The organism is Streptomyces sp. yr375, from assembly GCF_900110755.1.
In the GTDB taxonomy this organism is placed as follows: domain Bacteria; phylum Actinomycetota; class Actinomycetes; order Streptomycetales; family Streptomycetaceae; genus Streptomyces.
In genome coordinates this window covers 160,221-184,152 of sequence record NZ_FOFF01000002.1, presented here as the reverse complement: position 1 = coordinate 184,152, position 23,932 = coordinate 160,221, and the positions used below count along the sequence as shown (strand labels likewise).

General features: G+C 72.5%; 23 protein-coding genes and 1 pseudogene. 16 read left to right on the top strand and 8 right to left on the bottom strand.

The window, feature by feature from the left end; all coding sequences use genetic code 11:
• From BMZ82_RS03325 to BMZ82_RS03285, 9 genes are all read left to right on the top strand, one after another.
• Window positions 1–630, top strand: a complete 630-nt coding sequence (locus tag BMZ82_RS03325) for a LysR substrate-binding domain-containing protein (RefSeq protein ID WP_093771439.1) — start codon at window positions 1–3, stop codon at window positions 628–630.
• The gene (locus tag BMZ82_RS03320) at window positions 627–1,415 is read left to right on the top strand and encodes an alpha/beta fold hydrolase (protein ID WP_093771437.1); all 789 of its coding nucleotides are present in this window, start codon (window positions 627–629) and stop codon (window positions 1,413–1,415) included. The genes BMZ82_RS03325 and BMZ82_RS03320 overlap by 4 nt, the downstream gene beginning before the upstream one ends.
• Window positions 1,409–2,260, top strand: a complete 852-nt coding sequence (locus tag BMZ82_RS03315) for a methyltransferase domain-containing protein (RefSeq protein ID WP_093771435.1) — start codon at window positions 1,409–1,411, stop codon at window positions 2,258–2,260. The genes BMZ82_RS03320 and BMZ82_RS03315 overlap by 7 nt, the downstream gene beginning before the upstream one ends.
• 35 nt (window positions 2,261–2,295) lie before the next feature.
• On the top strand, window positions 2,296–3,192 hold the full coding sequence (locus BMZ82_RS03310; protein ID WP_093771433.1) for a carboxymuconolactone decarboxylase family protein: 897 nt from the start codon (window positions 2,296–2,298) through the stop codon (window positions 3,190–3,192).
• The gene (locus tag BMZ82_RS03305; protein ID WP_093771430.1) at window positions 3,189–4,397 is read left to right on the top strand and encodes a cytochrome P450 family protein; all 1,209 of its coding nucleotides are present in this window, start codon (window positions 3,189–3,191) and stop codon (window positions 4,395–4,397) included. Before BMZ82_RS03310 ends, BMZ82_RS03305 begins: the two co-directional genes overlap by 4 nt.
• A 41-nt stretch (window positions 4,398–4,438) precedes the next feature.
• Window positions 4,439–4,888, top strand: coding sequence for a carboxymuconolactone decarboxylase family protein (locus tag BMZ82_RS03300; protein WP_093771428.1), 450 nt, complete (start codon window positions 4,439–4,441; stop codon window positions 4,886–4,888).
• A gap of 33 nt (window positions 4,889–4,921) precedes the next feature.
• Window positions 4,922–6,142, top strand: coding sequence for a bifunctional class I SAM-dependent methyltransferase/NUDIX hydrolase (locus BMZ82_RS03295; RefSeq protein WP_093771426.1), 1,221 nt, complete (start codon window positions 4,922–4,924; stop codon window positions 6,140–6,142).
• 210 nt (window positions 6,143–6,352) lie between these two features.
• Window positions 6,353–8,869 (top strand): glycoside hydrolase family 32 protein, encoded by a 2,517-nt coding sequence (locus BMZ82_RS03290; protein ID WP_093771424.1) that lies wholly within the window; start codon window positions 6,353–6,355, stop codon window positions 8,867–8,869.
• A 189-nt stretch (window positions 8,870–9,058) separates the two neighbouring features.
• A complete protein-coding gene (locus BMZ82_RS03285; RefSeq protein WP_093771422.1) occupies window positions 9,059–10,288 on the top strand; it encodes a phosphodiester glycosidase family protein in 1,230 nt (409 codons plus the stop codon).
• Between the two features lie 36 nt (window positions 10,289–10,324).
• Here BMZ82_RS03285 and BMZ82_RS03280 read toward each other — a convergent pair whose 3' ends face one another.
• The 6 genes from BMZ82_RS03280 to BMZ82_RS03255 all read right to left on the bottom strand — a co-directional run bounded on the left by BMZ82_RS03280 (window position 10,325) and on the right by BMZ82_RS03255 (window position 15,612).
• The gene (locus BMZ82_RS03280; protein ID WP_093771420.1) at window positions 10,325–10,519 is read right to left on the bottom strand and encodes a hypothetical protein; all 195 of its coding nucleotides are present in this window, start codon (window positions 10,517–10,519) and stop codon (window positions 10,325–10,327) included.
• Between the two features lie 116 nt (window positions 10,520–10,635).
• Window positions 10,636–11,496: a phosphatidylinositol-specific phospholipase C/glycerophosphodiester phosphodiesterase family protein gene (locus tag BMZ82_RS03275; protein ID WP_093771418.1), complete on the bottom strand. Its 861-nt coding sequence runs from the start codon at window positions 11,494–11,496 to the stop codon at window positions 10,636–10,638.
• Between the two features lie 191 nt (window positions 11,497–11,687).
• Window positions 11,688–12,770 (bottom strand): acyl-CoA dehydrogenase family protein, encoded by a 1,083-nt coding sequence (locus BMZ82_RS03270; protein WP_093771416.1) that lies wholly within the window; start codon window positions 12,768–12,770, stop codon window positions 11,688–11,690.
• Window positions 12,767–13,951 carry an acyl-CoA dehydrogenase family protein gene (locus BMZ82_RS03265; RefSeq protein WP_093771414.1) on the bottom strand — a complete coding sequence of 395 codons (1,185 nt, stop codon included), beginning with the start codon at window positions 13,949–13,951 and terminating at the stop codon, window positions 12,767–12,769. Before BMZ82_RS03265 ends, BMZ82_RS03270 begins: the two co-directional genes overlap by 4 nt.
• The gene (locus tag BMZ82_RS03260; protein WP_093771412.1) at window positions 13,948–14,925 is read right to left on the bottom strand and encodes an NADPH:quinone oxidoreductase family protein; all 978 of its coding nucleotides are present in this window, start codon (window positions 14,923–14,925) and stop codon (window positions 13,948–13,950) included. The genes BMZ82_RS03265 and BMZ82_RS03260 overlap by 4 nt, the downstream gene beginning before the upstream one ends.
• A gap of 111 nt (window positions 14,926–15,036) precedes the next feature.
• Window positions 15,037–15,612 carry a helix-turn-helix domain-containing protein gene (locus BMZ82_RS03255; RefSeq protein WP_093771410.1) on the bottom strand — a complete coding sequence of 192 codons (576 nt, stop codon included), beginning with the start codon at window positions 15,610–15,612 and terminating at the stop codon, window positions 15,037–15,039.
• 79 nt (window positions 15,613–15,691) lie between these two features.
• On the opposite strand from BMZ82_RS03255, the pseudogene BMZ82_RS03250 reads away from it, so the two are divergent.
• The 5 genes and pseudogenes from BMZ82_RS03250 to BMZ82_RS03230 all read left to right on the top strand — a co-directional run.
• Window positions 15,692–15,871: pseudogene (locus BMZ82_RS03250) on the top strand (FAD-binding protein); the annotation flags it as partial.
• A gap of 154 nt (window positions 15,872–16,025) precedes the next feature.
• Window positions 16,026–17,564 carry an ATP-dependent DNA ligase gene (locus BMZ82_RS03245; protein ID WP_093771408.1) on the top strand — a complete coding sequence of 513 codons (1,539 nt, stop codon included), beginning with the start codon at window positions 16,026–16,028 and terminating at the stop codon, window positions 17,562–17,564.
• Entirely contained in the window at window positions 17,561–18,034 is a 474-nt protein-coding gene (locus BMZ82_RS03240; protein ID WP_093771406.1) for an NUDIX hydrolase, read from the top strand. The genes BMZ82_RS03245 and BMZ82_RS03240 overlap by 4 nt, the downstream gene beginning before the upstream one ends.
• A gap of 76 nt (window positions 18,035–18,110) precedes the next feature.
• On the top strand, window positions 18,111–19,496 hold the full coding sequence (locus BMZ82_RS03235; RefSeq protein ID WP_093771404.1) for an NADP-dependent succinic semialdehyde dehydrogenase: 1,386 nt from the start codon (window positions 18,111–18,113) through the stop codon (window positions 19,494–19,496).
• 25 nt (window positions 19,497–19,521) lie between these two features.
• The gene (locus BMZ82_RS03230; RefSeq protein WP_093771402.1) at window positions 19,522–19,758 is read left to right on the top strand and encodes a DUF6213 family protein; all 237 of its coding nucleotides are present in this window, start codon (window positions 19,522–19,524) and stop codon (window positions 19,756–19,758) included.
• An 83-nt stretch (window positions 19,759–19,841) separates the two neighbouring features.
• Here the strand turns inward: BMZ82_RS03230 and BMZ82_RS03225 are convergent, their stop codons facing one another.
• Window positions 19,842–21,071, bottom strand: a complete 1,230-nt coding sequence (locus BMZ82_RS03225; RefSeq protein WP_093771400.1) for an acyl-CoA dehydrogenase family protein — start codon at window positions 21,069–21,071, stop codon at window positions 19,842–19,844.
• Window positions 21,072–21,251: 180 nt separating this feature from the next.
• On the opposite strand from BMZ82_RS03225, the gene BMZ82_RS03220 reads away from it, so the two are divergent.
• On the top strand, window positions 21,252–21,893 hold the full coding sequence (locus BMZ82_RS03220; protein ID WP_093771398.1) for a TetR/AcrR family transcriptional regulator: 642 nt from the start codon (window positions 21,252–21,254) through the stop codon (window positions 21,891–21,893).
• A 79-nt stretch (window positions 21,894–21,972) separates the two neighbouring features.
• On the opposite strand, the gene def is transcribed toward BMZ82_RS03220, so the two are convergent.
• Entirely contained in the window at window positions 21,973–22,527 is a 555-nt protein-coding gene (gene def / locus BMZ82_RS03215) for a peptide deformylase (RefSeq protein WP_093771396.1), read from the bottom strand.
• A gap of 158 nt (window positions 22,528–22,685) precedes the next feature.
• Between def and BMZ82_RS03210 the strand changes: the two genes are divergently transcribed.
• Window positions 22,686–23,924 carry a MurT ligase domain-containing protein gene (locus BMZ82_RS03210; RefSeq protein ID WP_093771394.1) on the top strand — a complete coding sequence of 413 codons (1,239 nt, stop codon included), beginning with the start codon at window positions 22,686–22,688 and terminating at the stop codon, window positions 23,922–23,924.
• The last annotated feature ends 8 nt before the right edge of the window (window positions 23,925–23,932 follow it).

Genomic DNA, 23,932 nt, shown 5'->3' with positions numbered 1-23,932 from the left:
TTGCCGTCCCCCCGCACCGCGCTGCGCCCGATCCGCCTCGGCGTCCACGGCAGCCCCCACCTGGCGTCCCGCATCGTCGCCGCCGCCGGTCATCCGCCGGAGTCGGTGGCGTACGTGCCCTACGAGGTCACCGAGCCGTTCGAGCCGCTGCGCGCCGGCCGCCTGGACGTCATGATCGTCAAGTACGACCCGCTGGAGCCGGACGTCGCCATGAGCGCGCCCGTCGCCCACGACGGGCGGGCCGTGCTGGTCGGCGCCCATCACCCGCTGGCCGGCCGCGCGTCGGTGTCGGTGGAGGAGGCCGCCGCGTACGAGGGTTTCGAGTGCCCCGGCGACTTCCCGCCGCACGTCTGGAACCTGGTCGTGCCGCCCCGCACCCCGCAAGGCCGTCCGATCCGCCGGGTCCACCCCATGACGACGATGACCGCACTGGCGGACCGGCTCAGGAACAGCACCGCGCTGCACGTGTCGTTCCAGTCCCTGGACGCCGTCGTCCCCCCGGACATCAAGGTCGTCCCGGTCCACGACCTGCCGCCCGCCGCCGTCACCCTGGGCTGGCTGCGGGAGGCCGAACTCCCCGAGCACGTACGGCGGTTCGTGGCCGACGCGGAACAGGCGGCGGCCCGATGAACGGCGTCCCGGTGAACGGCGTCCCGGTCGTCCTGCTGCACGCGCTGCCCCTCGACTCGTCCATGTGGGAGGCGACGGCACAGGGGCTGCGCGCCCGCGCCCACCATGTCGTCACCCCCGACCAGCGCGGTTTCGGCGCCGCGCCGCTGCCGGACGCGTCGCCCTCGCTCGCCCTCGTGGCCGACGACCTGGCCCGGGAACTCGACCGGCAGGGCATCGACGGCGTCGCGCTGGCCGGCTGCTCCATGGGCGGTTACGTGGCGATGGCCTTCCTGCGCCGCCATCCGGACCGGGTGCGGGCCCTGGCCCTGCTGGCCGCACGGGGCACGGCCGACACGGCGGAGGCGGCGGAGCGGCGGCGGCTCTTCGCCGACCTGGTCCTCGACGACACGGCGCGCGGCGCGGTCGTCGCCCGGACCACACCGGCCCTGCTGGGCGCCACCACGCGCGCCCGGCACCCCCGACTCCTGGCCCGGGTGACGGACCTGGCGCAGGCGGCCGGTCCCCGCTCCGTCGCCTGGGCGCAACGGGCCGTCGCGGCACGGGCGGACTCCCTCGCCACCCTGCGCACGGCCGACATACCGGCCGTGGTCGTCATCGGCGAAGAGGACGAACTCGTCTCCCTGGACGAGGCCCGCGAGACGGCGACCGCCCTGCCACAGGGCCGCCTCGTCACCCTCCCCGGCGTCGGCCACCTCGCCCCACTGGAGGTCCCGGAGGCGACCGTGGACATCCTCACGGACCTGCTCGCCCGCGCCAACTCCGTTGAGGTGAAAGCATGCTGACGGAAAATCAGCACAGCCGGGAAAACACTTGGGGTTACGAGACGTCCACCGGGCTGGCGTTCACCCACGAGGACATCGTGGACCCGCACTTCGAGGCCTGTGCCGCGTACTACCTGGACGCCCTGGACAGCGTGGGCGTCCGGCCGGGCTGGCATGTGCTGGACGCGGGGTGCGGCAGCGGCGCGTTCCTGCCCCGGCTCGCGGAGCTCGTCGGGCCCGAGGGGCGGGTCTCGGCCCTCGACCTGGCCGAGGAGAACGCCGCGCTCGCCGCCGAGCGGATGCGGGACCATCCGGCCCGCGCACGGCTCGCGGTCCGGCAGGGCAGTCTCCTCGAACTGCCTTACGCGGACGGCACGTTCGACGCCGTCTGGTGCGCGAACACGACGCAGTACCTGGACGACGTCGAACTGACGCGCGTGCTGGCGGAACTGCGCCGGGTCACCCGGCCCGGCGGCCTCGTCGCCGTCAAGGACGTCGACGGCACCCTGAGCACCGTACGCCCGGCGGACCCCTTCCTGATCACCGACTTCTTCCGCGAGGGCGCCCAATCCCCCGGCTACGCCCGCCAGTTGCTGCGGGGCCGCGACCTGTACCGCCGGCTGCGCGCCGCCGGGTTCACGTCCGTACGGCAGCGCACGATCCTCATGGAGTTCCACGCCCCCCTGTCCCCGGCGGCCCTGCGGTTCTACGGCAACGCGTGCGCGCGGTTCGCCCGGCAGGCGACGCGGGCGGGGATGCCGGGCGACTGGGCCCCGTTCCTGGACCCCGACGACCCGGCGGCACCGTTGCGCGACCCGGACGGCTACATCAGCGAGGGGAACGTCATCGCGATCGGCACCGCCTGAAACACGTACGTCCCACATCACCGGCTTGGAGCACCATGAGTGAATCACGTAAGAACGCCGCCGCCCTCACCCGTCGCGCCACGCTGACCACCGGCGCCCTCGTCGGGGTCGACGGTCTGCTGAACGCGACGCCGGCCGCCGCCGCGCCCCGCGAGAGCGCCCGCTACACGCGCGGGTGGGCCGTGCTGCGCGAGGCGTCCGGCGAACGCGGGGCGGCCGTCGTCGAGTCGCTCCGGGACATCGCCCCGGACCTGGGCCGCTACGTCGTCGAGTTCGCGTACGGCGACGTCTTCTCGCGGGCCGGACTCGACCTGCGCCAGCGGGAGTTGGTGACGGTCGCGGCGCTGGCCGCGGCGGGGGACACCGCGTCGCAGCTCGACTTCCACATGGACGCGGCGCTGAACGTCGGCGTGCGCCCCGCGGAGATCATCGAGGCCCTGATCCATCTGGTGCCGTTCGTGGGATTCCCCCGGGCGCTCAACGCGGTCGGCGTGGCCAGGAAGGTGTTCGCCGCCGGCGACGTCACGTTCGAGCCGCCGGTCATGGAGGAAGGCGGCGACCGTTACGAGCGCGGCAAGGAGAAGCTGCTGGAGATCGACGGCGCGCACGGCCTGGAGGTCGTCGAGTCCCTGAAGGACATCGCCCCTGATCTGGGCCGCTACATCGTCGAGTTCACCTTCGGCGACGTCTACCACCGCCCGTGGCTGAGCGCCCCGTCACGGCAGCTCGTCACCGTCGGCGCGCTGACCGCCGTCGGCGACACCGCTCCCCAACTGCGCGTGCACATCGGGGCCGCGCTGAACGTCGGCCTGAGCGCGCGGCAGGTGGTCGAGACGCTGATCCACGTCGTGCCGTACGCCGGATTCCCGCGCACGCTGAACGCGATCGGGGTGGCCAGGGCCGTGTTCGAGGAACGGAACAGCTCGCGGTGACGACGGACGTCGCGGCGGACTTCGGGGCGCTCGGCGAGGAGTTCCTCAGGAATCCCCATCCGGTGTACGCCGCCCTGCGCGCCCGGGGCCCGGTGCACCGGGTCCGGGTGCCCGAGGGCGCGGAGGCGTGGCTCGTGGTCGGCTACGAGGCGTGCCGGGCCGCGCTCACCGACCCCACGCTGTCCAAGTCCTGGCAGGACGCCTCCCCGGCGCTGCCGCTGGCCCGGCTCTCCGCGGGCGAGAACCTGCTGAGCTCGAACCCGCCGGACCACTCCCGGCTGCGCAGGCTCGTGGCGAAGGAGTTCACCCCCCGCCGGGTCGAGGAACTCGCCCCGAGGGTCCGGGCGTTGACCGGCGAACTCCTCGACGCCATGCTGGCCGGGCCGGGCGGCCGCGCCGACCTCGTCGAGGCGCTGTCCTTCCCGCTGGCCATGGGCATCATCTGCGAACTGCTCGGCGTGCCCTCGCTCGACCGCGCCGCGTTCCGGGAGTGGGCCGAGCAGGCGCTGAGCAGCCCGGACCGGGACACCAGGACGGCCGCCACGGCCGCGATGACGGACTACCTGGTCGCCATGGTGGACGAGATGCGGCAGCGGCCCGGCGACGATCTGATGAGCGCCCTCATCCGGACCACGGACGAGGACGGCGACCGGCTGTCCGCCGAGGAACTCATCGGCATGGCCTGGCTGTTGCTGGTCACCGGCTTCGAGACGACCGTGCACCTGATCGCCGCCGGCGTCCTCGCGCTGCTGCGCCACCCCGAGCAGCTCACCGCGTTGCGCGCCGACCCCTCGCTCGTCGACAACGCCGTCGAGGAGATGCTGCGCTACGACGGCCCCGTCGAGACCACCACCTACCGCTTCACCACCGGCCCCCTGGAGATCGGCGGCATGGTGGTGCCGGGCGGCGGCGAACTCGTCCTGGTCGCGCTCGCCGACGCGGACCGGGACCCGGCGCGCTTCCCGGACCCGGACCGCTTCGACATCCGCCGCCCGGCCGGCGGTCACCTCGCCTTCGGCCACGGCATCCACTACTGCCTGGGCGCTCCCCTGGCCCGCCTCCAGGCCCGCACCGCCATCACGGCGCTCCTGGACCGCTGCCCCGCCCTCGCCCTGGACGCCGACCCCGCCACCCTCTCCTGGCGCACCGGCCTCCTCATCCGGGGCCCCCGCCACCTCCCCGTCCGCTGGCTCCCCGGGACGTGACCCCACGCCTCCCGGGCGCACGGATGGTTTGATGTCCGACTGTGACCCGACGGATATTCATAGACAAGCAGAGCCCCAAGGCCTACCACGCGCTGGTCCAGACCTCCGAGGCGGTACGGGCGACCGCCGCCGAAGCCGGTCTGGAGCGCGCCCTCGTGGAGCTGGTCAACCTGCGCGTCTCCCAGCTCAACGGCTGCGCGTTCTGCCTGGACGTGCACACCAAGGCGGCCCTGCGGGCGGGCGAGGACACCCGGCGGCTCGGTGTCCTCGCCGCCTGGCGGGACACCGCCCTCTTCACCCCCGTGGAACGCGCGGCGCTCGCGCTGGCGGAGGCGACCACCGTGCCGTCCGACGCCGCCGCGCAGGAGGCCGCGTACGCGGACGCCCGGCAGGTGCTCACCGAGGACCAGCTCTCGGCGGTGATCTGGGTGGCGGTCACCATCAACGCCTTCAACCGGGTGTCCATCCTCAGCAAGCACCCCGTGCACTGACCGACCCTGATCCACTCCCTGGAGGCCCCACCCATGCCCCGCACGCCCCTCCCCTCCTCCCCCGCCGACGGACCGGAGTCCGTCAACGCCGAGGCCTGGCAGGCCTACGCCGCCCACCACCTGCGGCGCGGAACCGTCCTGGCGGAGGCGGAACGGATCGACTGGGGGTTCCCGGACGCGGGTCCCGACGAGTCGTTCCTCGGGGAGCTGACGGGCCGGCGCGTCCTGGACCTCGGCTGCGGGACGGCCCGGCACGCCGCCCGGCTCGTGCGCGCGTACGACGCCACGGTCGACGCGGTCGACTCCGCGCCGGGCCAGATCGAGCGCGCCCGGGCCCGGTACGGCTCCCTGCCCGGGCTGCGGCTCTTCCACGCGGACGCCGTCGCGCACCTGCACGCCGCGCGGCGGTACGACGTCGTGTACTCCGTCGGCGCGGTCCCGTTCGTCGACCCACGGCGGCTGCTGCCCGCGCTGGCGACCGCGCTGACCCCGGGCGGGACGCTGTGCTTCTCCGTGCTGCACACCAACTCCCAGGGGGAGGGGCCCACTTCGGACCTCGTGGCCCGGCCGGAGACCCTGCGGTTGGCGGGCGGCGGCGAGACGACGGTCCGGATGTGGGTGCCCGCCCCCGAGGTGTGGGAGGAACTGCTCACCGAGCACGGACTGGTCGTCGAGGACGTCGTGCCGGTGACGTCGCCCGACCCGGCGAACGCCGCCGCCTACCGCGTCTTCCGCGCCCGCCGCCCGCCGCGCGTCTCCGCCCGCCCCCGCACGAACTTCCCGCCCGTCGCCCACGCGGCAATCGGCGTCGGCGCGATCCTGCACGGCCCCCGAGGACTGCTCCTGGGCCGCCACCGCCGGGGCACCTGGGAGCTGCCCGGCGGCACGGTGGAACCCGGCGAGTCCCTCCAGGAGACGGTCGTACGGGAGTTGCGGGAGGAGACCGGGGTGCGGGCGGACCCGTCGGACGTACGGCTGCTGGGCACGCTCGTCGATCACGTCGACGGCGTCGTACGACTCACGGTCGGCGCTGTCGTCACCGACTGGGAGGGCGAACCGGCAGACCAGCCCGGCGAGAGCGTCGGCGACTGGCGCTGGTACTCCCTGGACCACCTGCCGCCGTCCCTGTTCGTGTGCAGCGCCCAGTCCCTCACCGCCTGGCGGCCCGACCTGCCGATCGACCACGCCCCGGCCCACTTCACCCCGTACGACGACCACGTACCTGCGGCACCGGGGAGGGCTCAACTGCCCTGAATTTGTGGAGGCGTTGCGCAATCTCGTGCGAACCGTTGACGCGTTGGCCTGATGTCGCTCATCATCGGGCCACTCGATGTCAGCGTTGACACATGTCATCGCTGACACCTCTGGTCGGCGGTGTGGACGACATCGCGGACCAGGGCGTCACATTTTCGGGCCGCCCGCCGCAGGCTGTGCTGCGTGGACGGCCGCAGCACAGGAGACACCATGAGTTCTGGACGTGTATCCCGGCGTGCCCGCGCGCGGATCACCGTCGCGGCGGCGGCCGTCTGCGCCCTGCTCGCCCCGCAGGCCGCCGCGGCCGACACCCCGCCGTACTCCGAGACCTACCGTCCCCAGTTCCACTTCACTCCGGAACAGAACTGGATGAACGACCCCAACGGCCTCGTGTACTACCAGGGCGAATACCACCTGTTCTACCAGTACAACCCGAACGGCAACGCGTGGGGCGACATGTCCTGGGGCCACGCGGTGAGCACGGACCTCATCCACTGGCAGCAGTTGCCGCTCGCCCTGTCGCACGACGACAAGGAGATGGTCTTCTCCGGCAGCGCCGTCGTCGACGAGAACAACACCACCGGTTTCGGCACCACCGAGAACCCGCCGATGGTGGCGATCTACACCAGCAACGACATCGCCACCGGCGTCCAGTCGCAGGCGCTCGCCTACAGCACCGACCGCGGCCGCACCTGGACCAAGTACCAGGGCAACCCCGTCATCGACATCGGCTCGAAGGACTTCCGCGACCCCAAGGTCCAGTGGTACGCGCCGACCAAGAGCTGGTTGATGACGGTGTCGCTGTCCGCCGAGCACAAGGTGCGGTTCTACTCCTCCAAGAACCTCAAGGACTGGACGCAGCTCAGCGAGTTCGGTCCGGCCGGCGCGACAGGCGGGGTGTGGGAGTGCCCCGATCTCTTCCCGCTGGCCGTCGACGGGGACCCCGACAACATCAAGTGGGTCCTGGTCGTCAACCTCAACCCCGGTGGCATCGCGGGCGGTTCGGCCGCCCAGTACTTCGTCGGCGACTTCGACGGCACGAAGTTCACCGCCGATGACGACGGCACCTACACCCCGCCCGCCGGGACCGTCGTGCAGGACTTCGAGGGCACCGGCTTCGGCGCGTGGACGGCCACGGGCAGCGCGTTCGGCCCGGGACCGGCGGCCGGGACGCTCGACGGGCAGCAGACCGTCGCCGGCTTCGACGGCACGGGCCTCGCCAACAGCTTCCACTCCGGGGACGCCACCACCGGCACCCTCACCTCGCCCGCCTTCACCGTCGACAGCCCCTACCTGAACTTCAAGATCGGCGGCGGCCGGCACCCGCACCAACCCGGGACGGTCCTCGCCGACTTCGAGGCCGGCAGCTACGGCGACTGGACGACGACCGGCACCGCCTTCGGCACGGCACCGGCCACCGGCACCCTCCCCGGCCAGCAGCAGGTCTCCGGCTTCCAGGGCGGCGGCCTGGTCAACACCTTCCTGAACGGCGACGCCGGCACCGGCACCCTCACCTCGCCGGAGTTCACCCTCGACAAGCGGTACGTCAACTTCCGCATCGGCGGCGGCAACCACCCCGCCGGCTCCGCCGACCCCACCGCCCTCGAACTCCTCGTCGACGGCCAGGTCGTGCGCAGCGCCACCGGAAAGGACGCCGAGGCACTCGAGACCGCCTCCTGGGACGTCAATGACCTCGCCGGGAAGAAAGCGCAGATCAGGGTCGTCGATGACAACACGGGAAGCTGGGGCCACCTCAACGCCGACCAGATCGTGCTGTCCGACACCCAGGCCCGGCCCGGCGCCGAGGAGACCTCGGTCGATCTGGTCGTCGACGGCCAGGTCGTCCGCAGCGCGACCGGCTCCGACAGCGAGACGCTGGACTGGGCCTCCTTCGACATGCGCCCCTACCTCGGCAAGCAGGCGCAGCTCCAGCTCGTCGACATGAACACCGGCGGCTGGGGCCACATCCTCGCCGACCAGTTCACCGCGGCCGACGCCCCCGCCCGCTCGGTCCTCCAGCGCGCCCACTGGGCCGACTACGGCAAGGACTACTACGCTGCCGTCTCCTGGGAGGACTCCCCGGACGGCAAGCGGTACATGATCGGCTGGATGAGCAACTGGGACTACGCCGGCGCCGTCCCCACCTCCGCCTGGCGCGGCGCGCAGAGCATCCCCCGCCAGATGGCGCTGCGCACCGTCGACGGCCGCGTCCTGCTGACCAGCCAGCCGGTGGACAGCGTGACGTACTTGCGGCAGGACCCTCCGGCGACCGCGACCGCCGGCCTCGTGACGAACAGGTCGCAGCCGCTGATCGGTCCCGCCGCCGAAGGCAAGGCGCTCGACATCGAGGCGACCTTCTCCCTCAAGGACGCCGAACGCTTCGGGCTCAAGGTGCGCACCGGCGCGGCGGGCGAGGAGACCGTCATCGGCTACGACACCACGACCCAGGAGCTGTACGTCGACCGCGGCCACTCCGGCGCGGTGGACTTCAACAGCACGTTCCCCGGCATCCAGACCGCGCCTCTGAAGGCGGTGGACGGCAAGGTCACGCTGCGGATCCTCGTCGACTGGTCGTCCGTCGAGGTCTTCGGCGGCGACGGCGAAGCGGTGATCACCGACCAGATCTTCCCCGACCCCGCCAGCCAGGGAGTCCAGGTCTTCGCCGAGAACGGCTCGGTGCAGTTGGACGAGGCCACCGTCTGGCACCTCGCCTCCGCCCACGACTGACACGACGGGTCAGTCGTGGAAAGCGTGCGGGGCGCGTAGCACATACGGCCGGAGTGCGAGGCCGAACGAGGGAGCAGGCACCCGGAATCGGGTGTCCCGTCACTCGTTCCCGTGGCTTTCCGGCACCCTCTTGGCGGGCATTCCCGCAGGTCATGAGAGAGTTGCGGCCCAAACTACCCAGGGGGGTCTGTGACACGACATCAGAAACGGTCCGGGGTGCGCAGAAAGTCGCTCACCGCGGTCGTCGCACTCGGCACGGTGGCCGGCGCGGCGTTCGCGGGGGCGGCCTCGGCCGACGCCGCGACCTGGACCACCGTGGCGGCAGGCGTGTCGTACCGACAGTACGACCTGCGAGGGGCCGCCGGGACGACGCACGCGCATGTGCTCAGCGTCGACCTCACCAACACCCACGTACGCCTCGGCCTGTTGTACCCGGGGGCGGTCGCGTCCCGCGCGGCCGTCTCCTCGCTGGCCAACAGTCAGAAGGCGGTCGCCGGCATCAACGGCGACTTCTTCAACATCTCCGAGGCGCAGCACCCGGGCGTCGCGGCGACCGGGGCGAGCGTGGGCCCGGCGATCGCGAACGGGCGGGCGCTCAAGGGCGCGGTCCCGGACGGGCAGCGGTTCGGCCCGGCGCTGCCGCCGGGCACGAACACCAAGGCCGTGGTCGGCGTCGGCACCGACGGCCGGGCCCGGGTGGACAGCCTGTCCCTGACCGGCACGTACGCCACCGTGGGACGGCGGCTGCCGCTGGGCGGCGTCAACCAGTACGCGCTGCCGGAGAACTCGGTCGGCGCGTACACCTCGGACTGGGGCGGCGTCTCGCGCAAGCGGGCCACCTGCGGCACCGACACCGAACGGGCCGCGGCGTGCAGCACCGCCACCTACGAGGTGACGCTGAAGAAGGGCAAGGTCGTGTCGACGTCGACCACGCCCGGCAGCGGCGTCATCGCCGCCGGCACCACGGTCCTCGTCGGGCGGGAGGCGGGCGCGCAGCGCCTGAAGAAGCTCGTCAAGGGCCAGCCGGTGGCGGTGCGGTACGGGCTGACGTCCGCGTCGAAGTCGGCGTACGGCTTCGCCGTCGGCGGCTACCCGCTCCTGTCCGGCGGAAGGTCGCTGACCGGTCTGAACAACTCGGTCTCGGCGGTGCGGACGGCGGTGGGCATCGGCAACGGCGGCAAGCGGGTCTTCCTGTTCGCGCTGGACGGCGCCGCCGCGTACCGCAAGGGCCTGACCGTCGCCGAGGTCGCCGGCGCGCTGAAGAGCCTGGGCGCGACCGAGGGCTTCAGCCTGGACGGCGGCGGCTCGTCGACCCTGGTGGCCCGCCCGTCGGGCGCGACCAAGGTGACGGTCCGCAACCACCCGTCCGACGGGTACGAGCGCCCGGTGTCGAACGGCATCGGGGTCTTCACCAAGTAGTCGCCCCGCGTCAGGGGTGACGACCCCGCAGCGGCGTCACGGCCGAAGGCTGCCGACGAGTTCGGCGGTCGCCGTGATGCCGCTGTGGATGGTGGCGGCCATGCTGGTGCCGGCCAGGAGGAAGCCGAGCAGCAGGCAGACCAGTGCGTGCGAGACCTTCAGTCCGCCGCTGCGCATGAAGATCACCGCCAGGATCAGCAGCAACAGCACGACGGAAATCGAGATGGCCACCGTCAACCTCCTCCGCTACGTCCGCTTTCGCGGCATTCGGCCGCAAGTGTGACGCAACGGAGGGTGCGCCGGTGCGGCTGCCCCGTCCGCCGAACGAGTGGTGTCGGCGGGCCGCGCTACGCCGTCCGGTGGGCGTCGAGGAACGCCTCCAGGCCTGCCAGGTCGTCGGTGTTGAGGTAGTCGACGCCGGCGGCGAGGAGCTGCGTCCACAGCGCGTCCCGGTCGGGGCCGGCGATGTCGGGCGTGGCCCAGAACCGCACCTGCTGTCCGCGCGCGTGGGCGGCGGCCACGATGTCGCGCAGCTTGCGCCGCTCCGCCTCGGGGAAGGTGCCGACGCCGAGCCAGGTGAAGTTGAGCGTCCAGTTGTCGCTGATGAGGGAGGCGAACGACGCCTCGGAGGTGCCGAGGTCGGTGAGCCGGCCGTCGTAGAAGGCCCGGCGCACGCTCTGCGCGGCCATCGGGGTACGGGCCGCGCGGTCGCCGGAGATGACGGCGGTGACCGGGCCGGTGTGGATGCGGCCGTGCGCGTACGTCGTGAACAGGCCCTTGTAGCGCTTGAGTCGGCGGTCGAGTTCGAGGTAGGTCGAGGAGCCCTCGGTCTTGATGTCGATGAGGAGTTGCAGCGGCTGCCGGTGGCCCCGGTACACCGACCCGTGGTTGGCCTTCACGCGGGCGGCGAGCGGGGCGAGGTAGAGGGACTCCAGGGTGCGGGTGGGGTCGAGTTCGTCCGCCGAGTGGGCGATCAGCAGTTCGCCGTCGACGAGGAAGATGTCGGCCTCGACGCTGCCGAAGCGGTGGTCGAGCGCGTCGAGGAGGGGGCGGGGGTGCTCGTAGTCGTTGTGGGCGTGGGCGTGCCGCAACGGGCGGGCGCCGGGGTGCCGTTCGGCGGCGAGCGCGCTGACGCCGGGCAGGGCGACCGCGCCGGCGAAGGCGGCGCCGAGGGTGCTGAGGGCTCTGCGACGAGTGGTGAGGGCCATGACTCTGCCTCCCGTGGACGGCGTGGGGACCTCCGCGAGTATCACGCCCCGCCGCACCCGATGGGCCTGCGCACGGCAGGAGTTGGCCGGACCGCCGCTGCCTGTTCACTCCACCCGGCCCCGCACCCGAAAAAGCCCGCCCCAGGTGGGGCGGGCTTTCCCGCGGGTTCTCCGGCCGTATACGCGCCGGGTCAGGGGGCGCGCAGGTCGACCAGTTCGGCCAGGGCCTCCCGGTGGGTGCCCGCCGTGCCGTAGGCGATCGAATCGGCCTTGGCCCGCTTGAGGTTGAGGTGGACCGGGTGCTCCCACGTCATGCCGAGGCCGCCGTGCAGTTGCAGGGCCTCCTCGGCGGCCCGGACGGCGACGGGCGCCGCGTAGGCCTGGGCGACGGCGACCGCCACGTCGGCGTCCGCGCCGGTGGCGAGCGCGTCGGCCGCGCCCCGGGCGGCGGCGCGGAGGTTGACGACCTCCAGCCACGACTGGGCCAGCCGGTGCTTGAGCGCCTGGAACCCGCCGACCGGCCGGTTGAACTGCTTGCGCTCCTTCAGGTAGCGCACGGTCTCGGTCAACGCCCAGTCGGCGAGCCCGAGTTGCTCGGAGGCGAGCAGCCCGGCCCCGGCCCGCAGGGCGCGGCGTACGGCGGGTTCGGCGTCGCCGAGGCGGCGGCCGGGTGCGCCGGTCAGCGTGACCGTCCCGAGCGGGCGGGTCAGGTCGAGGGAGACCTGCGGGGTGACGGTCACGGCCGCCGCGTCCACCGCGTACAGCCCGCCGTCGTCGGCCGGCACGAGCAGCACGTCGGCTGCGACGGCGTCCGCGATGCCGGTCAACTCCCCGTGGAGCAGGCCGTCTTCGACGTGTACGGCCTTGACGGCGGTGCCCGGCGCGAGGTGCAGGGCGACCGCCAGTGCGCCGATGGTCCGCCCGGACGCGAGGCGGCCGAGCAGCTCCGCGTCCTCGACGGCGAGCAGCGCCTCGGTGGCGACCACGGCACTGGTCAGATACGGCACGGGGGCGACGGCGCGCCCCAACTCCTCCAGCACGACGGCGACTTCGCGGTGCGTGGCACCCTGGCCGCCCAGTTCCTCGGGCACCAGCAGGCCGGCCAGGCCCATGCCGTCGGAGAGCGCCTTCCAGGCCGCCAGGTCGTGCGGGGTGTCCGACTCGGTGCGGGCGATGACGCCCGGCGCGTCGCAGTGATCGGCGAGCAGGTCCCGTACCGCGGCCCGCAGCGCCTCTTCCTCCTCGGTGTAGAGGAGATCCGGCTGTGCGCTCATCGGGACAGGTCCTTCCAGGCGACGTCCTTGTCGGTGCGCGGCTCGGACGGCAGGCCCAGGACGCGTTCGGCGACGATGTTCAGCAGGACCTCGCTGGTCCCGCCCTCGATGCTGTTGCCCTTGGAGCGGAGGTAGCGGTACCCGGCGTCACGGCCGGTGAAGTCCACCAGCTCCGGGCGGCGCATCGTCCAGTCGTCGTACAACAGGCCTTCCTCGCCGCGGAGTTCCACCTCCAGTCCGCTGATCTCCTGGTTGAGGCGGGCGAAGGCGAGCTTCATGCCGGCGCCCTCGGGTCCCGGCTGGCCCAGGGCGAGCTGCTGGCGCAGGCGTTCGCCGGTGAGGCGGGCGACCTCGGCCTCCACCCACAGCTTCAGCAGCCGCTGGTGCAGGTCGTGGGTGCGCAGCTCGGGCCGCTCGCGCCAGGTCTTGGCGACGGGGCCGATCATGCCGCCCTCGCGGGGCAGCCGCATGCCGCCGATGGCGACGCGTTCGTTGTTCAGCGTGGTCTGCGCGACCCGCCAGCCCGCGCCGACCTCGCCGAGGCGGCGCGTGTCGGGGATGCGGACGTCGGTCAGGAAGACCTCGTTGAACTCCGCCTCGCCGGTGATCTGGCGCAGCGGCCGGACCTCGACGCCGGGGTCGGTCATGTCGCAGAGGAAGTAGGTGATGCCCGCGTGCTTGGGCACGTCCGGGTCGGTGCGGGCGATGAGGATGGCCCAGCGGGCGAGGTGGGCGCTGGACGTCCACACCTTCTGCCCGTTGACGACCCAGCCGTCGCCCTCACGGACGGCCCGGGTGCCGAGCGCCGCGAGGTCGGAGCCCGCGCCGGGCTCGCTGAAGAGCTGGCACCACACCTCCTCGCCCACCCACAACGGGCGCAGGAAGCGCTGCTTCTGCTCCTCGGTGCCGTACTTCAGGATCGTCGGCGCGGCCATGCCGAGGCCGATGCCGATGCGCCGCGGGTCGTTGTCGGGAGCGCCGGCGGCCTCCAACTCGGCGTCCACGACGGCCTGGAGGGTGCGGGGCGCACCGAGGCCGCCGAGGCCCTGCGGGTAGTGCACCCAGGCGAGCCCGGCGTCGAAGCGGGCCTTCAGGAAGTCGAGCCGGTCCGTGTCGGCGGGCGGGTGCGCGGCCAGCAACTCCGCTGTGCGGCGCTGGAGTTCGGCTGCGTCGATGGTCATGCGGTGGCTCCGTTCTCCAGCGCGGGCAGCACGGCGACGCGGCCGGTGGTGACGCCGTCGGCGACCCGCTGCACGGCGGCCGCGGCCTGACCGAGCGGTACGCGCTCGCTCACCAGCGGCCGGATCGCGCCCCGGGCGGCCAGCTCGGTGAGCTGCTCGTGGCAGTGCTGGACCAGCTTCGGGTTCTTGGTGTTGTACAGGCCCCAGTGCAGGCCGAGGATCGCGTAGTTCTTCACGAGGGCGTGGTTGAGCGCGGGGCTCGGGATGGTCCCGCTCGCGAAGCCGACGACCACGATCCGGCCCTCGAAGGCGACGACCTTCGTGGACTGCGTGTAGGCAGCCCCGCCGACGGGGTCGTAGATCACGTCGGCGCCCCGGCCGCCGGTGACCTCCTTCACCGCGCCGATGACGTCCTCGACCCGCCGGTCGATGACGACGTCACAGCCCAACTCCCGTGCCACGGCGGCCTTGTCGGCGCCGCCGACGACACCGATGACGGTCGCGCCGGCCGCCTTGCCGAGCTGTACGGCCGCGCTGCCGACGCCTCCCGCGGCGGCGTGCACGAGCAGTGTCTCGCCGGCCTCCAGGTGCGCCCTGCGGTGCAGGCCGAACCAGCCCGTCTGGTAGCCGATGTGCAGCGCGGCGGCCTCGGCGTCGTCCAGCGACTCGGGCGCGGGCAGCACGGCGGCGGCGTCGGCCACGGCGTACTCGGCGAAACCGCCGTACGGCAGGGCCGGGTTGGCGATCACGCGGCGGCCGTCCTCGGTCTCGCCGCAGATCTCCAGGCCCGGCGTGAAGGGCAGCGGGGGCCGCACCTGGTAGTGGCCCCGGACCATCAGCGCGTCCGGGAAGTTGATGTTGGCGGCACGCACCCTGAGCAGGACCTGGCCCTCGCCGGGCGTGGGCCGCTCCACGTCCGCGAGCCGCATCACCTCGCTCGGCTCGCCGTTCTCGTGCACCTGCCATGCCTGCATGCGGAGCCTCCACGGGACTGCGTCGTCCGACCGGCGTTCCGACCGGGTCGAACGCATACTAAGCGGTCGCTTGTGGAGAGGGAACAGCCGACCACCCAAGAGTCGCCTGCGTCACGGCTGCCGGGGCTTGGCCCGCACGTGCATCCGCTCCCCCTGCGGCCCGAACAGGCTCAGGAACTCGGCCGGTCCCTCCCCCGTCGACCCGAACCAGTGCGGCACGCGCGTGTCGAACTCGGCGGCCTCGCCCGCCGACAGCACCACGTCGTGCTCGCCGAGCACCACCCGCAGCCGCCCGGACATCACGTACAGCCATTCGTAGCCCTCGTGGACGCGCGGCTCCGGCTCCTCCTCGCTCCGGGGCACCAGCACCTTGAAGGCCTGGAGGCCGCCGGGCTGGCGGGACAGCGGCCAGAAGGTGCGCCCGTGCCGCACCAGCGGCTTGGCCGGCCGCACCCGGGGGTCGCCCACCGGCGGGGCCCCGACCAGCTCGTCCAACGGCACCTCGTGGGCCTGCGCGATCGGCAGCAGCAGCTCCAGGCTGGGCTTGCGCAGCCCCGACTCCAGCCGCGACAGGGTGCTGACGGAGATCCCGGTCGACTCGGACAGCGCCGCGAGCGTCACCTCCCGCTCCTTGCGGATCCGCCGCAGCCGCGGCCCGACCTCCGCGAGAACCTCATCGGTAGTCATGCCCCCATCTTGCCGAACCGGCAAAGAGGTTTGTCAATCCCGCACCTGCCCGGCGACCGTGGCGACGGAGGTGGTCCCCATGACCGAGACCCACGAAACGACCGAGACGTACGAGACGACCGAGACGTACGAGGTGATCGTCGTCGGCGGGGGCGCGGCGGGGCTGTCCGCCGCGCTCGTCCTGGGCCGGGCCCGGCGTCGCACGCTGGTCGTCGACGCCGGCGAGCCGCGCAACGCGCCCGCCGCGCACATGCAGGGCCGGCGGGCAACGCGTCCGGCTTCGCCGAGCAGGTCGTGAACGCGGCCAGCCGGGGCTACCGGGCCGGGGCCGCGATCAACGGGGAGCTGCTGATGGCGCACCTCGACGCGGCGGTGCGGATGTAGCCGGGACCCGGGCGTTGCACCATGGCTGCATGCTGCTGACCCGGCTCGCCGACGTGTCCCGGGAGGTCGCCGCCGCCTCGGCGCGCTCCCGCAAGATCGCCCTGCTCGCCGAGCTGTTCCGGGACGCGGCGGCGGACGACGCCCCGATCGTCATCCCCTACCTGGCCGGCCGGCTCCCGCAGGGCCGGCTGGGCGTCGGCTGGAAGGCGCTGAGCCGCCCGGTCGCCCCGGCCGCCGCGCCGACCCTGACCGTGCGCGAGGTGGACGCCCGTCTCACCGAGCTCGGCACGGTGTCCGGCCCCGGCTCCCAGGCCGAACGGGCCCGGCTGGTCGGCGAGTTGATGGGCGCGGCCACCGCCGACGAGCAGCGCTTCCTGCTGGGCCTGATCACCGGCGAGGTCCGGCAGGGCGCGCTGGACGCCGTAGCCGTGGAGGGTCTGGCGCAGGCGACCGGTGCGCCCCCGCCGGACGTACGGCGGGCGGTGATGCTGGCCGGGTCGCTCCAGGCGGTGGCGCGGGCCCTGCTCGCGGACGGACCCCCGGCCCTGGCGACGTTCCGGCTCACCGTCGGCCGCCCGGTGCTGCCGATGCTCGCGCACACCGCGTCCTCCGTCACCGAGGCGGTCGGCAGGCTCGGCGGCTGCGCGGTGGAGGAGAAGCTCGACGGAATCCGCGTCCAGGTGCACCGCGACGGCGACGACATCCGCCTCTACACCCGCACACTCGACGACATCACCGACCGCCTGCCCGAAGTGACGGCCGCGGCAAGGGAGTTGGCGGGGGCACGGTTCATCCTGGACGGCGAGGTCCTGGCCCTCGACGCGAGCGGGCGGCCCCGTTCCTTCCAGGAGACGGCCGGCCGGGTCGGCTCCCGGGTGGACGTGGCGACGGCCGCCGAGGCGGTCCCCGTCTCCCCCGTCTTCTTCGACGCGCTGTCCGTCGACGGCCGTGACCTGCTCGACCTGCCGTTCGCGCAGCGGCACGCGGAGCTGGCCCGGCTGGTGCCCGAGCCGATGCGGGTGCGCCGGACGGTCGTGTCAGGCCCCGAGGACGCCGAGGCGGCCGAGGAGTTCTCACGGCAGACGCTGCTGCGAGGCCACGAGGGAGTCGTCGTCAAGGCCCTCGACGCGCCCTACAGCGCGGGCCGGCGCGGCGCGTCCTGGCTGAAGGTGAAGCCCGTGCACACGCTCGACCTGGTGGTCCTGGCCGCCGAGTGGGGCCACGGACGGCGCACCGGCAAGCTCTCCAACCTGCACCTCGGCGCGCGCACCGCCGACGGCGGCTTCGCGATGCTCGGCAAGACCTTCAAGGGCCTGACCGACGCCCTGCTGACCTGGCAGACGGAACGCCTGACCGGCCTGGCCGTCGAGGACGACGGCCACGTGGTGACCGTACGCCCCGAACTCGTCGTCGAGATCGCCTACGACGGCCTCCAGCGCTCCACCCGCTACCCGGCCGGCGTCACCCTCCGCTTCGCCCGCGTGCTCGGCTACCGCGAGGACAAGCGCCCGCAGGACGCGGACACCGTTCAGACCCTGCTCGCCGCCCACCCGGAGGTGCGCCCGTGACACCCGCGACGCCGAGGCGCAGCGCCGGCCTGCTGCTGTTCCGGCCCGGCGACGACGGCCCGGAGGTGCTACTCGGCCATATGGGCGGCCCGTACTTCGCGAAGAAGGACGCCGGGGCGTGGACCGTCCCGAAGGGCGAGTACGAGCCCGGCGAGACGGCCTGGGAGGCGGCCCGCCGCGAGTTCCGCGAGGAGCTCGGACTGCCGCCGCCGGACGGCGTGGCCATCCCGCTCGGCGAGGTCCGCCAGACGAACGGCAAGATCGTCACCGCGTGGGCGATCGAGGCGGACCTCGACCCGGCGGCGATCGACCCCGGAACGTTCACGATGGAGTGGCCGCCGAGATCGGGACGCGTCCAGGAGTTCCCGGAGCTGGACCGGGTCGCCTGGTTCGGCCTCGCCCGGGCCCGCGAGGTGATCGTCACGGCACAGGCCACGTTTCTCGACCGCCTCACCGAGCACTCGTCCTGAGCGGACGCGCACGCGTTGCGGTACCTACCGCCGCGCGGGAAGGTCGAAGCACAGCCAGCTCTCCAGGAGGTCGGTCATGCCCATCGCGACGGTGAACCCGGCGAACGGCGAGACGCTTCGGACGTACGAGGCCATGGACGGCGAGGAACTGGAGCGCAGGCTCCTCCTCGCGGAGGCCACCTTCCGCACGTACCGGACGTCGCCCTTCGCCGACCGGGCGCGCCTCATGAACCAGGCCGCGCGGCTCCTGGACGAGGACCAGCAGGACATCGCCCGGACCATGACGACCGAGATGGGCAAGCCGCTGAAACAGGCGCGCGCGGAGGCCGCGAAGTGCGCCAGGGCGATGCGCTGGTACGCCGAGCGCGCCGAGGAACTCCTCGCCGACGAGGAGCCGGCCGCCGCCGACGTCAAGGACTCCGGCGCGTCGCGCGCCCTGGTCCGCTACCGGCCGCTGGGTCCGGTCCTCGCGGTGATGCCGTGGAACTTCCCGCTGTGGCAGGTGATCCGGTTCGCCGCGCCGGCGCTGATGGCGGGCAACGTGGGCCTGCTCAAGCACGCGTCGAACGTCCCGCAGACCGCCCTGTACCTGGAGGACCTGTTCCACCGGGCGGGCTTCCCCGAGGGCTGCTTCCAGACGCTGCTCGTCGGGTCCGGCGCGGTGGACGAGATCCTGCGCGACGAGCGGGTCAAGGCGGCGACCCTGACCGGCAGCGAGCCGGCCGGGCGCGCGGTCGCCTCGACCGCCGGGGAGATGGTCAAGAAGACGGTGCTGGAGCTGGGCGGCAGCGACCCGTACGTCGTCATGCCGTCGGCGGACATCGACCGGGCCGCGCGGGTCGCGGTGACCGCGCGCGTGCAGAACAACGGGCAGTCGTGCATCGCCGCCAAGCGGTTCATCGTTCACACGGACGTGTACGACGCGTTCGCCGAACGGTTCGTGGCGGGCATGGCCGCGCTGCGGGTCGGCGACCCGCTGGCGGAGGACACCGACGTCGGTCCGCTGGCCACCGAACAGGGGCGCGCGGACCTGGAGGAACTGGTGGTCGACGCGCGGCGCGGCGGGGCCACCGTGCTGTGCGGGGGCGAGCGGCCGGACGGTCCCGGCTGGTATTACCCGCCGACCGTCCTGGCCGGGATCACCCGCGACCTGCGCATCCACCGCGAGGAGGCGTTCGGGCCGGTCGCGACGCTGTACCGGGCGGCCGACGTCGACGAGGCGGTCCTCATCGCCAACGACTCGCCGTTCGGCCTGAGTTCCAACGTGTGGACGCGCGACGAGGCCGAGGTAGACCGTTTCGTACGGGATCTGGAGGCCGGCGGGGTGTTCGTGAACGGGATGACCGCGTCTCATCCGGGGCTGCCGTTCGGCGGGGTGAAGCGGTCCGGGTACGGCCGTGAGCTGTCCGGGCACGGAATCCGGGAGTTCTGCAACATCACCACGGTTTGGCACGGTGCGTGAGCGCCGCGCGGCTACGATCCCCGGTGTGAACCGCGAAGTGACTCTGCCTCTGATCGTCGACGACCGCGGGGCCTTGCAGGTGTCCGCGGCCGACGTGAGCAAGCTGCTCCGCACGCTGGGTGGTCGGTGGCTGCACCTTGTGGAGGCCGGGGCCGACGGGCTCGACGAGGACACGGTCGCCGCGCTGACCATCGAGCTCGCGAAGCTCGCCGACCGTATCGACGTGGCGTGCATCGCGCACAGCAGCGGGGGCGCACCGTAGGCGAAGCCGCACTCCGGCACGCCCCGGCGCGTCACTTCGCCCGGTGCCTACTTCACACTGCCCGCGAGGACGGCCTCGCCCTCCTAGCGGATCGGCATCCCCGACAGCGTGCGGGCGATCACCAGACGCTGGATCTCGCTGGTGCCCTCGAAGATCGTGTAGATGGCCGCGTCCCGGTGCATCCGCTCCACCGGGTACTCCCGGGTGTAGCCGTTGCCGCCGAGGATCTGGATCGCCTGCCCGGTGACCTTCTTCGCGGTCTCGCTGGCGTACAGCTTCGACATCGAGCCCTCGGCGGCGGTGAACGGCTTCCCGTTGACGGCCATCCAGGACGCGCGCCAGACCAGCAGCCGTGCGGCGTCGATCTGCGTGCGCATGTCCGCGAGCTGGAAGGCGACGCCCTGGTTGTCGATGATCGGGCGGCCGAACTGCTCACGCGTCTTCGCGTAGTCGAGGGCCACCTCGTACGCGGCGCGGGCCGTGCCGACGGCCATCGCGCCGACCGCCGGGCGGGACGCCTCGAACGTGGCCATCGCGGCGTTCTTCACGCGCTCGCCGCCGCCCGCCCTGGCGCGCTCACGGGCGCGGGCCAGCCGCTCGTCCAGCTTCTCCTTGCCACCGAGCAGACAGGAGCCGGGGACGCGCACGTTGTCGAGGATCACCTCGGCGGTGTGCGAGGCGCGGATGCCGTGCTTCTTGAACTTCTGGCCCTGGGCGAGCCCGGGGGTGCCCGCCGGGACGATGAAGGAGGCGTGCCCCTTGGAGCCCAGCTCGGCGTCCACGACGGCGACGACCACGTGCACGTTGGCGATGCCGCCGTTGGTCGCCCAGGTCTTCGTGCCGTTGATCACCCACTCGTCCTTGGCCTCGTCGTACACGGCACGAGTGCGCATGGAGGCGACGTCCGAGCCGGCGTCGGGCTCGGAGGAGCAGAACGCGGCGACCTTCACGTCGTTCGCGTCGCCGTACATCTGCGGGATCCAGGTGCCGATCTGCTCCTCGGTGCCGTTGGCGAGGACGCCCACGGCGGCGAGGCCGGTGCCCACGATCGACAGGGCGATGCCCGCGTCGCCCCAGAACAGCTCCTCCATGGCCGTCGGGATGCCGAGGCCGGTGGGGTCGAAGTACTGCTGGGCGTAGAAGTCGAGGGAGTAGATGCCGACCTTCGCGGCCTCCTGGATGACCGGCCAGGGAGTCTCCTCACGCTCGTCCCATTCGGCGGCCGCGGGGCGTATGACGTCGGCCGCGAAGCCGTGCAGCCAGTCCCGGACCTCCTTCTGTTCGTCGTTGAGCTCCATGGTGAACTCGGCCATGACCCCTCCAGCGGCGGAAAGTAAGTGTTACTAGCGGTAACGGGAGTCTGTTACCGGTTGGTAGGAAAAGTCAACTCCCGCATGACGGGCCCGGAGCCCGTCCGCCCGTTCGATGTCAGGCTTATGTCCAGGTGTTAGTTTGCGCAGGCGTCACGGAATCAGCACGGGTGGGGAGAGCACATGGACACCACGCAGCGGACCGAGCAACAACGGTCCGCCGACCGCCGAAGGCGTGAGCTGCTGGAGGCCGCCGACCGGGTGGTGCTGCGCGACGGGCCGCGCGCCTCGATGAACGCCATCGCGGCCGAGGCGGGCATCACGAAGCCGATCCTCTATCGCCACTTCGGCGACAAGGGCGGGCTGTACGCCGCCCTCGCCAAGCGGCACACGGACGCGCTGCTGAACTCGCTGCGGGCGGCGCTGGACGCTCCCGCCGAGCGCCGGGAGCGGGTCGAGGCGACCCTCGACACCTACCTCGCGGCGATCGAGGCCCGGCCTCAGGTGTACCGGTTCCTGATGCATCCGTCCGACGGGGCACCCAGCGAGCAGGGGTTCGACGTCGGCAAGCATTCGGCTCCGCTGCTTCGGCGGATGGGCGAGGAGTTGGCCCAGGTCATCGAGGAGCGGTTGGATCTCGGGCCGGGGAGTCAGCAGCTCGCCCGGGTGTGGGGGCATGGGATCGTCGGGATGATGCACGCGGCCGGGGATTGGTGGCTGGGTGAACGGCCCTGTTCCCGGGCCGAGTTGGTGCGGAGTCTGGCTGATTTGTTGTGGGGGCGGCTCGCTGCGGCGGGGGACAAGGTCGGGGGGCCGGGGTTTTGAGGGTTGTGTGTCGGGTGCGGCCGGTGGGGGCTGGTCGCGCCCACGCGGCGGAGCCGCACATCGATAGAGTCCCACGCCCCTAAATGCCTACGCGCCCCCGGTGCCACGAAGCTCGGGTTGCTTGGCGCATCAGCTTCCGCTTGCGCCAGCCACTTACCCGGTCCGAATAGACCGTTCCCTCCAGGTGGTCGTACTCGTGTTGCAGGCATCTGGCGAAGAAACCCGTGCCGTGGACGGTGATCGGTTCGCCTGTCGTCGTGAAGCCCTCGACGATTGCGTGGTCGTGGCGTTCCGTGCCCGCTTCCAGGCCCGGCAGGGACAGGCAGCCCTCCGGGCCGCGCAGGACGATGCCGTCCGTCTCGACCAGGCGCGGGTTCACGATGTGGCCGAGGTGGCGCACTTCCTCGTCGTCGGGGCAGTCGTAGACGAAGACGCGCAGCGGCACGCCGACCTGGTTCGCGGCGAGGCCCACGCCGGGGGCCGCGTACATCGTGGCGAACATGTCCTCGACGAGGCGGGCGAGTTCGGGGCCGAAGTCGGTGACGTCCTCGCAGCGGGTGTGCAGGACGGGGTCGCCGAGCAGGGTGAGGGGCCGGACGCGCCCGTGGGCGCCCGGGATGGAGCCGTGTCGCATGGCGGCAAGGGTACGGTCCTTTCTGACACGCGCATGCCGTCCACAGGCGTGAGGCGGTCCCGGGATTCGGGAGTGCGAATGGATCTCGATAGGCTGACCACCTACCACGTTGCCGTACGGCAGAGGCGCGGCGCGTACGCAAGGAGGATCGAGAACTGATGGCAGGCAACTCGGACCCGCTCACGCCGCGGGCCAAGATCGCCGTGACCGCGGGCAAGGCGGTCGCGGCGGCTTCGCGCGCCGCGGGGCGCGGCAGCGGTTCGGTGATCGGCGGCCGCGTGGCGCTCAAACTCGACCCCGACCTCCTCGCCCGGCTCGCCCAGAACCTGGACGTCATCCTCGTCTCGGCGACCAACGGCAAGACCACCACCACACGGCTGATCGCCGAGGCGCTGCGCGCCGCCGGGCCGGTCGTGTCCAACGCGCTCGGCGCGAACATGCCGGCCGGCATCACCTCGGCCCTGGCGGGCGGCTCCGACGCGCGCTACGGCGTGATCGAGGTCGACGAGAAGTACCTCGCGGGCGTCGCCCGGGACACCGCCCCCAAGTGCATCGCGCTGCTCAACCTCTCCCGCGACCAACTGGACCGCGCCGCCGAGACCCGCATGCTCGCGGAGAACTGGCGTGAGGGGCTCGCCGGTTCCAAGGCCGTCGTCATCGCGAACGCCGACGACCCGCTGGTGGTGTGGGCGGCGTCGTCCTCCCCCAACGTGATCTGGGTCGCCGCCGGCCAGATGTGGAAGGACGACGCCTGGTCGTGCCCGTCCTGCGGCGGTGTCATGCAGCGGCCGGGCGACGACTGGTTCTGCGGCGAGTGCGGGTTCCGCCGGCCCACGCCGAGCTGGGCGCTGTCCGGGGACCACGTCATCGATCCGCACGGCTCCGCGTGGCCGATCCACCTCCAGTTGCCGGGCCGCGCCAACAAGGCCAACGCCGCCTCCTCGGCCGCCGTGGCCGCCGTGTTCGGGGTGCCGCCGCAGGTCGCGCTGGAGCGGATGTACGCGGTGCAGGCGGTCGCCGGGCGCTACGACGTCGTCCAGTTCATGGGCCGTGACCTGCGGCTGCTGCTGGCGAAGAACCCGGCGGGCTGGCTCGAGACGTTCAGCCTGATCGATCCGCCGCCGACCCCGGTCATCCTCTCGGTGAACGCGCGCGGCGCCGACGGCACCGACACCTCCTGGCTGTGGGACGTCGACTACACGCGCCTGACCGGCCACCCGATCTTCGTCGTCGGTGACCGCAAGCTGGACCTCGCGGTGCGTCTGGAAGTCGCCAACCAGCACTTCCAGGTGTGCGAGAACCTCGACCAGGCCGTGCAGTCGGCGCCGCCGGGCCGGATCGAGGTCATCGCGAACTACACCGCGTTCCAGGACCTGCGCCGCCGCGTCGGCAACTGACCACGAAG

Bases quoted from the DNA above. Each gene is read 5' to 3' on its own strand.
- BMZ82_RS03320 (WP_093771437.1), top strand. From the start codon at position 627: ATGAACGGCGTCCCGGTGAACGGCGTCCCGGTCGTCCTGCTGCACGCG.
- BMZ82_RS03315 (WP_093771435.1), top strand. From the start codon at position 1,409: ATGCTGACGGAAAATCAGCACAGCCGGGAAAACACTTGGGGTTACGAG.
- BMZ82_RS03310 (WP_093771433.1), top strand. From the start codon at position 2,296: ATGAGTGAATCACGTAAGAACGCCGCCGCCCTCACCCGTCGCGCCACG.
- BMZ82_RS03295 (WP_093771426.1), top strand. From the start codon at position 4,922: ATGCCCCGCACGCCCCTCCCCTCCTCCCCCGCCGACGGACCGGAGTCC.
- BMZ82_RS03290 (WP_093771424.1), top strand. From the start codon at position 6,353: ATGAGTTCTGGACGTGTATCCCGGCGTGCCCGCGCGCGGATCACCGTC.
- BMZ82_RS03275 (WP_093771418.1), bottom strand. From the start codon at position 11,496: ATGGCCCTCACCACTCGTCGCAGAGCCCTCAGCACCCTCGGCGCCGCC.
- BMZ82_RS03270 (WP_093771416.1), bottom strand. From the start codon at position 12,770: ATGAGCGCACAGCCGGATCTCCTCTACACCGAGGAGGAAGAGGCGCTG.
- BMZ82_RS03265 (WP_093771414.1), bottom strand. From the start codon at position 13,951: ATGACCATCGACGCAGCCGAACTCCAGCGCCGCACAGCGGAGTTGCTG.
- BMZ82_RS03260 (WP_093771412.1), bottom strand. From the start codon at position 14,925: ATGCAGGCATGGCAGGTGCACGAGAACGGCGAGCCGAGCGAGGTGATG.
- BMZ82_RS03255 (WP_093771410.1), bottom strand. From the start codon at position 15,612: ATGACTACCGATGAGGTTCTCGCGGAGGTCGGGCCGCGGCTGCGGCGG.
- BMZ82_RS03245 (WP_093771408.1), top strand. From the start codon at position 16,026: ATGCTGCTGACCCGGCTCGCCGACGTGTCCCGGGAGGTCGCCGCCGCC.
- BMZ82_RS03235 (WP_093771404.1), top strand. From the start codon at position 18,111: ATGCCCATCGCGACGGTGAACCCGGCGAACGGCGAGACGCTTCGGACG.
- BMZ82_RS03225 (WP_093771400.1), bottom strand. From the start codon at position 21,071: ATGGCCGAGTTCACCATGGAGCTCAACGACGAACAGAAGGAGGTCCGG.
- BMZ82_RS03220 (WP_093771398.1), top strand. From the start codon at position 21,252: ATGGACACCACGCAGCGGACCGAGCAACAACGGTCCGCCGACCGCCGA.
- def (WP_093771396.1), bottom strand. From the start codon at position 22,527: ATGCGACACGGCTCCATCCCGGGCGCCCACGGGCGCGTCCGGCCCCTC.
- BMZ82_RS03210 (WP_093771394.1), top strand. From the start codon at position 22,686: ATGGCAGGCAACTCGGACCCGCTCACGCCGCGGGCCAAGATCGCCGTG.